Below are 13,931 nucleotides of genomic sequence, written 5' to 3'. Positions count from 1 at the left end.
CTTCGGCTTCGCGCCGGAATTGTCAGACCCGCTGTGCAGGTCGGGTCGCGGGGGACCCCATTTCCGAAGGGGACCCCCGCGAGAGCTTGCCCGGGCGCGCTCGTCCCTATCTGCGCACCGGCTCGCCCCTGCCGACGAGCTCGACGGTCCTGCCCGCCCGCCGCGACTCGTCCACCCACTGCTCGATCGCCTGGCCGCAGGCCTGGTCGAGGTGGCGCACCCCGCTCAGGTCCATGCGCACGTGCTCGCGGTCCACGCCGTCCAGCACGTCCAGCAGCCGGGGCAGCCGCAGGAACGTCGCGTTGCCCTTCAGCGCCAGGCCCTCGGGTGTCTCGACCACGGAGAGCCGGGACACGTCCCAGGCCGTCTTCACGACCGCCGCCAGCAGGCCGACGAGGGTTCCGGTCAGCAGGTCCGTGGCCACGATCAGGCCGGCGGTCAGCGCGAGGACCGCGCCTTCCGCCCTGTCCGTGCGCCACAGGCGGACCAGGTCCCCGAGGCCCAGCAGCTTCCAGCCGGCGTGCACGAGAACGGCCGCCAGCACCGCCACCGGGATCAGCGTGAGCAGGCCCGGCAGCAGCACCACGAACAGCAGCAGCCACACGCCGTGCAGCACCCGCGAGGCCTTGGTGCGGGCGCCTGCGGCGACGTTCGCCGAGCTGCGCACGATCACCGCCGTCATCGGCAGGGCGCCGAGGAGGCCGCAGATCGTGTTGCCCACGCCCTGGGCGACGAGCTCCTTGTTGTAGCGGGTGCGCGGGCCGTTGTGCATGCGGTCGACGGCGGTGGCGCCGAACATGCTTTCCGCCGACGCCACCAGGGCGAAGACGACCGCCGTGCCGACCACTCCCGTGTCCAGCAGCGAGAAGTTCGGCAGGTGCACGTCCGCGGAGAGGGTGCCCACCACGATTTTGTCGACGTCGGAGGTGAACAGCGCCGCCAGGGCCGTGCAGACGACCACGCCCACCAGCACGCCCGGTACGACGCGCATCGGGGTGCGTTGCCACAGCAGCATGATGACCACGGTCAGCAGGCCCAGGGCAAGGGCGATCGGGGACGCCACGATCGGCTTCAGCTGGCCGAGGACCAGGACCAGGCCGATGCCCGCGAGCATGCCCTGGACTACCGACGGGGAGATCGCGCGGAACCACCTCCCGCAGCGGGCCACGCCCAGGAGCACCTGCAGCAGTCCGGCACCCAGGACGATCACGCCCAGGGCCTGGATCCCGTGCCTTGCGACGGCGTCCGCCACCAGCACCGTCAGTCCGGCAGCCGGTCCGCTCACCTGCATCGTGCTGCCCGGCAGGAGGCCGACGACCACGCCGCCGACCACGCCGGTCACGATGCCCAGTTCGGCCGGCACCCCGGAGGCGACCGCCACGCCCACGCACAGCGGTAGCGCCACCAGGAAAACGACGATCGAGGCCCCCAGGTCGGGCCAGTGCTTCTTGATCACGGCTGGCCCCTACAGCGGAAGGAAGGCGTGCTCATCGCACGCGGAGACCTCGCCGGTCTCGATGTCGTAGAACCAGCCGTGCACGCGCAGCGAGCCCGCGACGACCTTCTCGGCCACGAACGGGTACGCCCGCAGCACCTCGAGCTGGGCGCGGACGTGTTCCTGCCCTTCCGCGCGCATCGCCGGGTCGGACGGCGTGCGCGGTGCCTTCGGGCGCAGCCAGCCGCGCATCGCGGGCAGGTGGTCGATGCCACCGCCGGTGAGCGCGCTCACCGCGCCGCAGTGGGAGTGGCCGCACACGACGATCTCGCTGACGCCGAGCTGCACCACGGCGAACTCGATCGTCGCCATTTCGCTGGTCGGCGCGGTCAGCGAATACGGGGGAATGACGCTGCCCGCCGTGCGGAGCTCGAACAGAGAACCCGGTTGGGCTCCGGTGATCGCGGCCGTCACGATGCGCGAGTCGGCGCACGTGATGAACATCGTGCTGGGTTGCTGCCCCGCGGCGAGCTCGCGGCCGACTGCGCGGGAACGCGATGCGGCGTGTGCGCGGGCATGCTGAACAAAGCGATGGAAGTCCACGGGAATCCCTCACTGCTGGAGAAAGTGTTCGGTTTGATCGGGCGGTGGGGACCGATCAGTTCCGGAACACCTGCAGTGCGGGAGGTGTGCGCCAGACGGCTATCGGTTCCGCCTCGGTCACCGGGGCGGCGCCGGGTGCCGTGCGGGGTGCGAAAACCGTCGTGAAAGACGGTGTGGCCTCGTCGGACATGCGATCCGCGGACGCGACCGGCAGCCTCGGCCGGCTGGGCTCCCGTTCCTCGCGGGGCGCTTCCTCCTTCGGCGCGGAGGTCTTGGACTTCGGCGGCGGCGCGCCGATCGAGGCCGTGGAGATGGCCGGGGTCAGCACGGCGCACAGGGCGACGACGACAGCAAGAAGAACGCTGCGCATGCTCACCCCCGACCGAGTTGATTTCCCTCCGTCAGTTTTACCCGAGCGGATGACGGGGTGGTTAACACATGACATGTACCACCGTTTCAGGAGCCAAATTCACCCGAAAGTATCTTCAGGTTTCACAGGGTGGAACAACGCGGAGCGATGCCGATCGCTGAAGTGCGACTTCACTTCACGTTCATTTCCTGCGTGAATACACCAAGATACCGCACCCCGCACAACGAGTCTCGGGCGCAAAGCGGAGGCGGCCGTCGCGGCGACCGCCGAGCGGGGGAGCCACTCCGGCGGCCCCGCGGGTATGCGGAGCGCAGCTCTCCCGCGTTGGAGTTGTGCCAATTGATGGACAACCGATCACCGATCCCCTGCCGCTCTGCACAATCGGTGACCGAATGCCAAAGGAGGCCTGCCGTGGCGAGGGTGTTCATCAGCCATGCGACGCAGGACGTGGCGATCGCGGCGCAGATCCGCGACTGGCTCGACCCCGATCACGACACCTTCCTGGAGGTCCACCCCGACGACGGCATCCAGGTGGGCGAGGCGTGGCGCGAGCGCCTGCACCACGAGCTGCGCCGGGCGGACGCGGTGGTCTGCCTCGTCAGCGGGGCCTCGGTCGTCTCCAGCTGGTGCACCGCCGAGGTCGCCATCGCGGACGCCCTGGGCTGCCTGCTGCTGCCCGTGCAGGCCGAGGACGTCATCCACCCGTTGATCCGGCACCTCAACCACATCCCGCACGCCACCGCGCGCGAGCACCTGGAGAAGGCACTGCGGCAGTTCGACGCCGGTGGCCGCAAGCTCGCGAAGGACCAGGAGCCGTTCCCGGGCCTCGACGCGTTCAGCACGGCGTTGAGCGCCGTGTTCTTCGGGCGCGACCAGGAGACCCGGGCGCTGGCCCGCGAGGTGCGCCGCGGGCCAGGGCTGCTGGCGGTCGTCGGCCCTTCCGGCTGCGGCAAGTCGTCGCTGGTCAAAGCCGGCCTGCTGGCCCAGCTCGCGGACGACCCGCGCTGGCTCGTCATGCCGCCGTGGCTGCCGGGCAACGACCCGCTGGACGCGCTGGCCCGGTCGGTGCGCAAGACCGCCGAGCGCGTCGGCCTGCGCTGGAGCCTGCGCGAGACGAGGGACCGGCTCGTCCTCGACGGGCTGCGCGGGGTGGCGCACGAGCTCGTCGACGAGGACCGCCGGCTGCTGATCACCATCGACCAGGCGGAGGAGCTCTTCACCCGCGCCGGTGAGAAGGACCGGCAGTTCCTGGCGAGCCTGCTCAAGGACGCGCTGGCGGACAACGTGCGGGTGATCGCCACGCTGAGGTCGGAGTTCCTCGACGACCTGCGGACGCTGCCGGAGCTGGGCGGTGTCCACCTCGGCAGCTACGTGCTCGCACCGCTCACCCGGGAGGTGCTGAACGTGGTGATCACCGGGCCGGCGCGGGTGGCGGGGCTCAAGGTGCACCCGGAGCTCGTCGCACGGCTCGTGGAGGACACGGCGAGCGGCGAGGCGTTGCCGCTGCTCGCGTTCACGTTGCAACACCTCGCGATGGGCGTGCCCAGGGGCGGCACGCTGTCCAGCGAACGCTACGAGCACCTCGGCGGCGTGCACGGCGCGCTCGCCCGGCACGCGGACGACGTGCTCGACGGCGCCGTCTCGGAAACCGGGCTCGGCCGGGAGGAGCTGCTCTCCCGGCTCGCGTCGCTCGCCACGCTCGACCACACCGGCAGGCCGACCCGCAAGCGCGTCAGCCTGGCGCAGCTCGACCCCGGCGCCCGCGAGGCGCTGGAGGTGTTCGTCCGGCACCGGCTGCTGACAGCGAGCGGCGACAAGCAGGGTCGCTGGATCGGCGTGGCGCACGAGGCGCTGTTCACCGAGTGGAGGCCGCTGCGCACCGCGATCGACGAGCGGCAGATCGGCCTGCGGGCGGCGCAGTCGGTCGAGTTGGACGCCTCGCAGTGGAACGAGGGCGAGTGCGCCGACCACCTGCTGCTCAACGAGGACACGTTCGCCGCCATCGCGCCGCTGGTGGCGGAGGACGACCTGTCCCCCGACGCCCGCCGGTTCCTGACCGCGAGCCGCACCAGGATCGTCGCGCTGCAGGAACAGCGGCGCCGCGACCGCAGGCGCACGACCAGCTGGCTCGCGGTGTTCCTCGTGGCGGCCGTCGGCGCGGCGGGGCTCGCGGCCGTGCAGTGGAGCGTCGCGAGCGACGAACGCGACACCGCGACCGCCCGTGCCCTCATCGCGCAGGCCCAGGTGGCGCGCAACTCGTCGCCGCAGCTCGCGCTACGGCTCGGGCTGGCCGCGCACCGGCTCGTTCCCAGCTCGGACACGAACACCGAGCTGGTCAACACGTTGCTGACAACGCGGTACGGCGGTTCGTTCGGCGAGACGGTGTCCGCGGTCGCGTTCGGCCCCGCCGGGCACACGGCCGTCGTCGGCAGCACGGACGGCACGGCGAGCCTGTGGGACCTCACCGACGAGCCGCGGCAACTGGCCACCGAGTCCGGTACGAGCGCGGCCGTCACGTCGGTGGCGCTGTCGCTCGACGTCGCCGCGGTCGGCAGTTCCGACGGCTCGGTGCTGGTGTGGGACAGGCGGACCACCTCACGGCGTCAACGCCTGCCGTCGGGCCAGCCGGTGACGTCGATGGCGATCGACCAGGCCGGAACGCTGCTCGCCATCGGCCGCTCGGACGGCACCACGGCGTTGTGGCGCCTCGGACCGCGGCCGGCACAGCTCGGCGAGCCGTTCCAGCGCCAGGGCGCCGGGGTGTCGTCGGTGGCGTTCTCCGGCACGAAGCTCGCCACCGGCAGCCACGACGGAACGGTGGTGGTCTGGGACATCGGCTCACCGGAGCGGCCGGTCGCGGGCGAGCCGCTGAACGACAACGTCCGCAAGGCCGTGACGTCCGTGGCCTTCAACGACACCGGGACGCTGCTGGCCACCGGTGGATCGGACGGCGCCACGACGTTGTGGACCCCGGCAGACCGCACGTACACGCGACTGACCGGGCACAGCGGGCTCGTCTCCTCCGTCGCGTTCTCGCCGACCTCGTCCGTGCTGGCCGCCGGGAGCCACGACGCCACCACGGTCCTGTGGGACATCAGCGCCCCGGACCGGCCGCGCCAGGCCGGCGATCCGCTGGTGGGACAACGGGGTGCGGTGTCGTCGCTGGCGTTCTCCCCCGACGGCCTGCGCCTCGTCACGGGCAGCACCCGCGGGCCCGCCGTCGTGTGGGAGATGGCCGACCGGCCCCGCCGCATCGGGGCGCCGCTGACCGGGCACGGCATGCTGGTGAAGTCCGTCGCGTTCGAGGACGGCACCACGCTCGTCACCACCGGGGCGGACAACCGGCAGATCCGCTGGGACGTCGGCCTCCCGCAGCAGCCCAGGAAGATCGGCGAGGGCACCGGCAGCTCGCGGCTCCACTCGCTGGCCTCGCACGGCGGCATGGACGCGACGGCGGGCAGCGACAACACGATCGTGCTGTGGGACGTGGCCGCCGGCAAGCCGATCGGGAAACCGCTGGCGGGGCTCAGGAACAGCGTGAGCGCGGCGGCGTTCTCGTCGGACGGCAAGGTGTTCGCCGCGGGTAGCACCGACGGCACGACGATCCTGTGGAACATCAGCGATCCGGGCCACCCGCTCCCGATCGGCCAGCCGCTGGGACAGAACAAGCAGGTCACCGCGCTCGCGTTCGCCCCGGACGGCACGAAGCTCGTCGCGGGCACGTCCACCGGCGGCACGCTCGTCTGGGACGTCACCGACCCGAACCAGCCCCGCCAGGTCGGCCGGCAGCTCGACGGCCACCGGCTGGCGGTGAACTCCGCCGCGTTCGCCCCCAGCGGCACCGTGCTCGCGACCGCGGGCTCCGACGGCACGACGGTGTTGTGGGACATGGCTTTGCTCGACAACGCCGTCCACCGCGCCTGCGCGGTCGCGGGCGGTGGCCTCAGCCGACTCGAATGGCAGCAGTACCTCCCCGCCCTGCCCTACCGCGACACCTGCTCAGGAGACGTGCGATGAAACGCTTCCTCCCCGCGGTCCTGCTGCTCGCCGCGTGCTCGTCCCCGCCCGCCGAGGTGGCGCGGGCCCGCGAACCCCTGGTGTTCAGCGGAGTCCCGACCGCGAGCTCGATCACGACCCAGCAGACGTACCTGCCGATCGTCGACATGCTGCGCCGCGAAACGGGCGTGGAGATCCGCGTCCAGGAACCGACCGGCTACGAGGCCCTCGTCACCGGCATGCGCGACGGCTCGATCGACATCGGCGCGTTCGGCCCGCAGTCCTACGTCGTGGCGCGCGAACGCGGCGCGCGCATCACCCCGGTCTCCGCGCAGGTGAAGGAGAAGGGCGCCGCACCGTCGTACCGCGGCTTCGGCTTCACCCACGCCGACTCGTCCATCAGGTCGCTGGCCGACCTGCGCGGCCGCAAGGTCTGCTACGCCGACCGCCTGTCCACCACCGGGTTCCTCTACCCGAGCGCGGCGCTGCGCGCGATCGGCCTCGACCCGGCGCGCGACACCGTGCCCGTGTTCACCAGCGGCCACGAGGCCACCGTGCTCGCCGTGGCCACCGGGCAGTGCGACGCGGGCTTCGCGTTCGACGAGATGGTCGACCGGCACCTGGTCGAACGCGGCCAGGTCCAGCCGGGGCAGCTGAAGAAGATCTGGACGTCCGGTCCGATCCCCGGCGCTCCCCTGGCCGTGGCGGACGACCTGCCGGAACCGCTGCGGCAGCGGATCGTCGCCGCCCTGCAGACGAAGGCGACCGCGGACCACCTGCGGGCCAACGGGTTCTGCCAGGGCGAGTGCCCGGTGGGTGACGCCACGGCCTGGGGATACGCGAAGGTCGACGACTCGGTGTACGAACCGGTGCGGGCGGCGTGCCGGGCCGTCGGCTGGAGCTCCTGCACGCCCGGCTAGCGGGTGATCTCGAACGCGTCGGCCCTGGAAAAGGCGAACGCCCCGCGCGACCTCGTTGTCGCGCGGGGCGTCATGCTGCTCTCCGCTGTCGGACGCCGTTGTCAGACCACAGCGAGCGGAAGCTGGTTGGGGATCACCGGCGAGGGCAGGCTCGAGGCGCCCGTGAGGAACGTGTCCACGGCGTTCGCCACGGACCGCCCCTCCGCGATCGCCCACACCACCAGGGAAGCGCCGCGGTGGGCGTCCCCGCAGACGAACACGCCGGGCGCGGTCGTCTGCCAGTCGGAGCCGCACGAGATCGTGCCGCGGGTCGTGAGCGAGATGCCCAGGTCGTCCAGGAGCCGCATGTGCTCGACGCCCTCGAAGCCGATCGCCAGCAGCACCATGTCGGCGGGCAGGACCTCGATCTCGTCGGACACCGGGATCACGGCGCGGCGGCCGGACGAGTCCTTCTCGACGCGCACCTGCTGCAGCTCGATGAACCGCACGTGGCCGGCCTCGTCCCCCACGAAACGCTTGACCGCCACGGTGAAGCGGCGTTCGCCCGCCTCCTCGTGCGCGGGGTACGTGCGCAGGATGTGCGGCCACACCGGCCACGGTGAGCGCTCGTCGTCGCGCACGGAGGGCGGCATCGGGTACTGGTCGAGCTGCGTCACGGACAGCGCGCCCTGGCGGGTCGCGGTGCCGTAGCAGTCGGCGCCCGTGTCGCCACCGCCGATGACGATGACGTGCTTGCCCTCGGCGGAGAGCGACGACGGGCCGTCGCCCTCGCAGGCGCGGTTCGCGGGAACCAGGTGGTCCATCGCGAGGTGCACGCCCTCGAGCTCGCGTCCCGGGGTCGTCTTGTCGTCACGGCCGCGCAGCGCGCCCACGGCCAGCACGACCGCGTCGAACTCGGCGCGCAGCTGCTCGACCGTGATGTCGACGCCGACCTCGCAGCCGGTCACGAACTTGGTGCCCTCACGGCGCAGCTGTGTGAGACGGCGGTCGAGGACCTTCTTCTCCATCTTGAACTCGGGGATGCCGTACCGCAGCAGTCCGCCCAGGCGGTCGTCCCGCTCGTACACCACGACCTCGTGGCCCGCGCGGGTCAGCTGCTGCGCGGCGGCGAGCCCGGCGGGACCGGACCCGACGACCGCGACGCGCTTGCCCGAGGACACGGCTGCCTGGGACGGCTGCACGTAGCCGTTCTCCCACGACACGTCCGCGATGGTCTCCTCGACCCGCTTGATCGCGACCGCGCCGCCCGCGTCGTGCGAGATCGACAGCACGCAGGCGGCCTCACACGGTGCCGGGCACAGCCTTCCCGTGAACTCCGGGAAGTTGTTGGTGGCGTGCAGGCGGTCCGAGGCGAGCTCCCAGTCGCCACGGCGCACGAAGTCGTTCCACTCGGGGATCAGGTTCCCGAGCGGGCAGCCCGCGGTTCCGCTGTGGCAGAACGGGATTCCGCAGTCCATGCACCTCGTCGCCTGCGTGCGCACGGCGGCGTTGCGCTCCTCCGGGGTCTCCTGGAGATAGACCTCGTTCCAGTCCTGCAACCGTTCCGGCTTCGGACGCTTCGGCGCGTCGGAGCGGGAGTGCTTGAGAAAACCCTGTGGATCAGCCACGAGACGCCTCCATGACAGCCGCGTCAACGTCCCGGCCCTCAGCGCGGGCGAGGCGCATGGCCTCGAGAACGCGCTGGTAGTCGCCGGGCATGACCTTCGTGAACGCACCGGCCCGACGGGTCCAGTCACCGAGCAGCGACGCAGCCACCGCGGAACCGGTGTGCTGGTGGTGCTTGGTGACGGCGTCCTTGAGCCAACGCAGGTCCTCGGCGCTGAGGCGCTGCAGTTGCACCATCTCCTGGTTCACCGACAACGGGTCCAGGTCGAGCACGTACGCGATTCCGCCGGACATGCCGGCCGCGACGTTGCGCCCGGTCGGCCCGAGCACCACTGCCCGGCCACCGGTCATGTACTCGAACGCGTGGTCGCCCACGCCCTCGGCCACGAGCAGCGCGCCGGAGTTGCGGACGCAGAAGCGTTCGCCGACACGGCCGCGCAGGAAGACCTCGCCGGACGTGGCGCCGTAGCCGATCACGTTGCCCGCGATCACCTGGTCCTCGGCGCGGAACGGCGCGTCGTCGTGCGGCCGCACGATGATCCGCCCGCCGGACAGGCTCTTGCCGACGTAGTCGTTCGCGTCGCCGACCATTTCGAGCGTGATGCCGCGCGGCAGGAACGCGCCGAGCGACTGGCCGGCCGAACCGGTCAGCTTCACCCGGATCGTGTCGTCCTCCAGGCCCTCGCCGCCGAAGCGGCGGGTGACCTCGGCGCCGAGCAGCGTGCCAACCGTGCGGTTGACGTTGCGGACCGGCAGCTCCAGCGTGACCTGGTGCGCGTCCTCCAGCGCCGCCTCGGCGAGCTGGATCAGCGTGCGGTCCAGGGCCTTGTCGAGACCGTGGTCCTGGTCGCGGACGCGGCGCTTCGCCGTCGGGTACGGGGTCTCGGGCACCTCGAAGACCGGGTCCAGGTTCAGGCCCGCGATCTTCCAGTGCTCGATCGCCTCGTCCTTGTCGAGCAGCTCCGCGTGACCGACGGCCTCGTCGATCGTGCGGAAGCCGAGCTCGGCCAGGATCTCCCGGACCTCCTGCGCGATGAACTCGAAGAAGTTCACGACGTGGTCGGCCTGACCGGTGTAGCGGGCGCGCAGGTCGGGGTTCTGCGTGGCGACGCCGACCGGGCACGTGTCGAGGTGGCAGACGCGCATCATCACGCAGCCCGCGACGATCAGCGGAGCCGTGGCGAAGCCGAACTCCTCGGCGCCGAGCAGCGCGGCCACCACGACGTCACGGCCCGTGCGCATCGCGCCGTCGACCTGGACGGTGATGCGGTCGCGCAAACCGTTGAGCAGCAACGTCTGCTGGGTCTCAGCGAGGCCGATCTCCCACGGCGTCCCGGCGTGCTTGAGCGAGTTCATCGGCGAGGCGCCGGTGCCGCCGTCGTAGCCGGAGATCAGCACGACGTCCGCGTGCGCCTTGGCGACACCCGCCGCGACCGTGCCCACGCCGATGGACGAGACGAGCTTCACGTGCACCCGTGCCTGCTCGTTCGCGTTCTTCAGGTCGTGGATGAGCTGCGCCAGGTCCTCGATCGAGTAGATGTCGTGGTGCGGCGGCGGCGAGATCAGGCCGACGCCCGGCGTGGAGTGCCGGGTGCGCGCGACCCACGGGTAGACCTTGAAGCCGGGCAGCTGGCCGCCCTCGCCGGGCTTCGCGCCCTGTGCCATCTTGATCTGGATGTCCGTGGAGTTCACGAGGTACTCGCTCGTGACGCCGAACCGTCCACTCGCGACCTGCTTGACCGCCGAGCGGCGCTCGGGGTCGTACAGGCGCTCGCGGTCCTCGCCGCCCTCACCGGAGTTCGACCGGCCGCCCAGGCGGTTCATCGCGATCGCGAGGGTTTCGTGCGCCTCGGCCGAGATGGAGCCGTACGACATGGCGCCGGTGTTGAAGCGCTTGACGATCGCGCTGACGGGCTCGACCTCGTCGATCGGGATCGGCGTGCGGCCCTCGCTGCGGAACTTGAACAGGCCGCGCAGCGTGCCGCCCTGCCGCGAGATGCGCTCGACCTCCGCCGTGTACTGCCGGAAGACGTCCTCCTTGCGCGTCTTCGTGGCGTGCTGCAGCAGGAACACCGTCTCCGGCGTGAACAGGTGCAGCTCGCCCTCGCGGCGGTAGGAGTACTCGCCGCCGACCTCGAGCCTGCGGTGCTCGCGCGCCGTCGGGTTGTCCGGGTGGGCGCGGCGGTGGCGCAGCGCCACCTCCTCGGCGAGCACGTCGAGGCCGGCGCCGCCGAGCTTCGACTGCGTGCCGGTGAAGTACTCGTCCAGCAGGTCGTTCGACAGGCCGACCGCCTCGAAGATCTGCGCGGCGGTGTAGGCGCCGACGGTCGAGATGCCCATCTTGGACATGATCTTCAGGACGCCCTTGACGAGCGCCTTGACGTAGTTGCGGATCGCCTTGTGCGCCCGGACGCCGGTGATGGCGCCCTGGCTGATCAGGTCCTCGATCGTCTCGAACGCGAGGTACGGGTTCACCGCGGCGGCGCCGTAGCTCAGCAGCGCGGCGACGTGGTGGACCTCGCGGCAGTCACCGGACTCGACGACGAGCGCGACGCGCAGGCGTTCCTTGGTGCGCACCAGGTGGTGGTGCACCGCGGAGACCAGCAGCAGCGACGGGATCGGCGCCATGCGGTGGTCCGAGTCGCGGTCGCTCAGCACCAGCGTGCGGGCGCCGTTCGCGATGGCCTCCGACGCCTCGCGGCGCACGCGCTCGATCGCCGCGGCCAGCGCCTCGCCGCCACCGTCCACCTCGTACAGTCCGGACAGGACGGTGCAGGCGAAGCCCGGCAGGTCGCCGTCGTCGTTGATGTGGATGAGCTTGGCGAGCTCGTCGTTGTCGATGACCGGGTAGTCGAGCGTGACGTGGCGGCACGACACCGGGCCGGGCCCCAGCAGGTTCTGCTCGGGACCCATCACGCGCTTGACCGACGTGACGATCTCTTCGCGGATCGCGTCCAGCGGCGGGTTCGTGACCTGCGCGAAGTTCTGCACGAAGTAGTCGTAGAGCAGCCGCGAGCGCTGGCTGAGCGCCGCGACCGGGGTGTCGGTGCCCATCGAGGCCAGCGGCTCCATGCCCGTGATCGACATGGGCGTGAGCAGGATCCGCAGCTCCTCCTCGGTGTAGCCGAAGGTGAGCTGGCGGCGCACGACGGACTCGTGGCTCTGCACGACGTGCTCGCGGTCCTGCAGGTCGGCCAGGTCGAGCAGGCCGGCGTGCAGCCACTCGTCGTAGGGCTGCTCCGACGCCAGGGTCGACTTGAACTCCTCGTCGTCGATGATCCGGCCCTGGGCGGTGTCCACGAGGAACATGCGGCCGGGCTGCAGGCGGCCCTTGGCGACGACCTGGTCGGACGGCACGTCGAGCACGCCGGTCTCCGACGCCAGGACGACGCGGCCGTCGGCGGTCTGCCACCAGCGGGCGGGACGCAGCCCGTTGCGGTCGAGGACCGCGCCGACGATCTCGCCGTCGGTGAACGTGACGCAGGCGGGGCCGTCCCACGGCTCCATCAGCGAGGCGTGGAACTGGTAGAAGGCGCGGCGCTTCGGGTCCATCGTGGCGTGGTTCTCCCACGCCTCCGGGATCATCATCAGCACCGCGTGCGGCAGGCTGCGGCCGCCGAGGTGCAGCAGCTCCAGCACCTCGTCGAACGACGCCGAGTCCGAGCCGTCCGGGTTGCAGATCGGGAACAGCCGGGCGAGGTCGCCGGGGATCAGGTCGCTGTCCAGCAGCGCCTCGCGGGCGCGCATGCGGTTGCGGTTGCCGCGCACGGTGTTGATCTCACCGTTGTGGGCGACGAACCGGAACGGGTGTGCGAGCGGCCACGAGGGGAACGTGTTCGTGGAGAAGCGGCTGTGCACCAGCGCGATCGCCGTGTAGAGGCGCTCGTCGTGCAGGTCGGGGAAGAACGCCGGCAGCTGCTCGGTCGTCAGCATTCCCTTGTAGACGATCGTGCGCGCCGACAGCGAAGGGAAGTAGACGCTGCCCTCGTGCTCCACGCGCTTGCGCAGGCAGAAGGCGAGGCGGTCCAGGGCGATGCCGGACTCGTCGCGCGTGCCCTTCACGAACAGCTGTGCGAAGTGCGGCGCCACCGACATGGCCGTCGGGCCGACGCCGGCGGACTCCGGGGCGACCGGGACGTCGCGCCAGCCGAGGACGACGAGGTTCTCCTCCTCGGCGATGCGCTCGATCTGCCGCATGGCCGCTTCGCGTTCTTCGGCCTCGAACGGCAGGAAAGCGATTCCCGCCGCGTACTGCCCTCTCTCGGGCAGGTCGAACCCGGCCACGGCGCGGAGGAACTCGTCCGGCAGCTGCAGGAGGATGCCCGCACCGTCGCCCGAGGTGGGCTCGGCGCCGGCGGCACCCCGGTGCTCCAGGTTGGCCAGCGCCGTCAGCGCATCGCTCACGATGCCGTGGGAACGCCTGCCCTGGATGTCGGCCACCATGGCGACACCACAGGCGTCGCGCTCATCAGCCGGGTCGTAGAGACCCTGGGGGCCGGGGATGGCGGAGAAGATCACTGCGCAGACCTCCTTCGTCGTCCTCGCGAAAGAACAATGTCCTCGTGCTCAGACCTCGAACCAACAGGTGGGAGCACGGGACGACGATGGCCCGCGTGTTGACGCGACTTTAACAGCCGCGAAACCCAGGGACACCCGCCAATGGGTGATCTAGGTCATGGATGTGTAACGATTCCCCACCGTTGAGCGACATTGCGGCCAACGTCGGCGTTCGTTACATCCGGGTTAGCGTAACCGAACGTTCAACTTGCGCCAGTCGGATGAGAGCTGCACTACATTCGGTGCTTCCCACTGGATCAGCACGCGCCGCCAGCGTCTTCGCTGCTCAGCGCCTTATCGTCTCAGTTAGCGGACGCTCACGTCGTCCCACTTCAGAGGGTACGCGCACCGCGCAAACCATGCCGCCGCACTTGTTTCCGGTCAAACGAGAGCGAGGCCCCGTCCCCCGCGTCGCAGGCGGGGAGAGCGGGACCTCGGTGTTCGT

The 13,931-nt window shown here is 71.0% G+C and carries 7 protein-coding genes; 2 read left to right on the top strand and 5 right to left on the bottom strand.

Translation table 11 applies throughout. The features are described from left to right. Positions 1 to 106: 106 nt before the first annotated feature. The 3 genes from BLQ91_RS06660 to BLQ91_RS06650 all read right to left on the bottom strand — a co-directional run bounded on the left by BLQ91_RS06660 (position 107) and on the right by BLQ91_RS06650 (position 2,408). Positions 107 to 1,456, bottom strand: a complete 1,350-nt coding sequence (locus tag BLQ91_RS06660) for a SulP family inorganic anion transporter (protein ID WP_090095690.1) — start codon at positions 1,454 to 1,456, stop codon at positions 107 to 109. Between the two features lie 9 nt (positions 1,457 to 1,465). After that, positions 1,466 to 1,939, bottom strand: coding sequence for a carbonic anhydrase (locus BLQ91_RS06655; RefSeq protein ID WP_245733176.1), 474 nt, complete (start codon positions 1,937 to 1,939; stop codon positions 1,466 to 1,468). A 154-nt stretch (positions 1,940 to 2,093) separates the two neighbouring features. Further along, a complete protein-coding gene (locus tag BLQ91_RS06650) occupies positions 2,094 to 2,408 on the bottom strand; it encodes a hypothetical protein (RefSeq protein WP_143022537.1) in 315 nt (104 codons plus the stop codon). 411 nt (positions 2,409 to 2,819) lie between these two features. On the opposite strand from BLQ91_RS06650, the gene BLQ91_RS06645 reads away from it, so the two are divergent. Next, a complete protein-coding gene (locus tag BLQ91_RS06645) occupies positions 2,820 to 6,425 on the top strand; it encodes an nSTAND1 domain-containing NTPase (RefSeq protein ID WP_176959586.1) in 3,606 nt (1,201 codons plus the stop codon). Further along, entirely contained in the window at positions 6,422 to 7,324 is a 903-nt protein-coding gene (locus BLQ91_RS06640; RefSeq protein WP_176959585.1) for a phosphate/phosphite/phosphonate ABC transporter substrate-binding protein, read from the top strand. Before BLQ91_RS06645 ends, BLQ91_RS06640 begins: the two co-directional genes overlap by 4 nt. A gap of 101 nt (positions 7,325 to 7,425) precedes the next feature. Here the strand turns inward: BLQ91_RS06640 and BLQ91_RS06635 are convergent, their stop codons facing one another. Beyond that, positions 7,426 to 8,931: a glutamate synthase subunit beta gene (locus BLQ91_RS06635; RefSeq protein ID WP_090095685.1), complete on the bottom strand. Its 1,506-nt coding sequence runs from the start codon at positions 8,929 to 8,931 to the stop codon at positions 7,426 to 7,428. Beyond that, complete coding sequence (gltB, locus tag BLQ91_RS06630; RefSeq protein WP_090095684.1) at positions 8,924 to 13,447, bottom strand: glutamate synthase large subunit; 4,524 nt, start codon at positions 13,445 to 13,447, stop codon at positions 8,924 to 8,926. The genes BLQ91_RS06635 and gltB overlap by 8 nt, the downstream gene beginning before the upstream one ends. Positions 13,448 to 13,931: the final 484 nt, after the last annotated feature.

The sequence above is a fragment of the Lentzea jiangxiensis genome, assembly GCF_900104175.1.
GTDB classification, from domain to species: Bacteria; Actinomycetota; Actinomycetes; order Mycobacteriales; family Pseudonocardiaceae; genus Lentzea; species Lentzea jiangxiensis.
The sequence above is the reverse complement of the archived record's forward strand: the minus strand, read 5'-3'. Positions and strand labels throughout refer to the sequence as shown.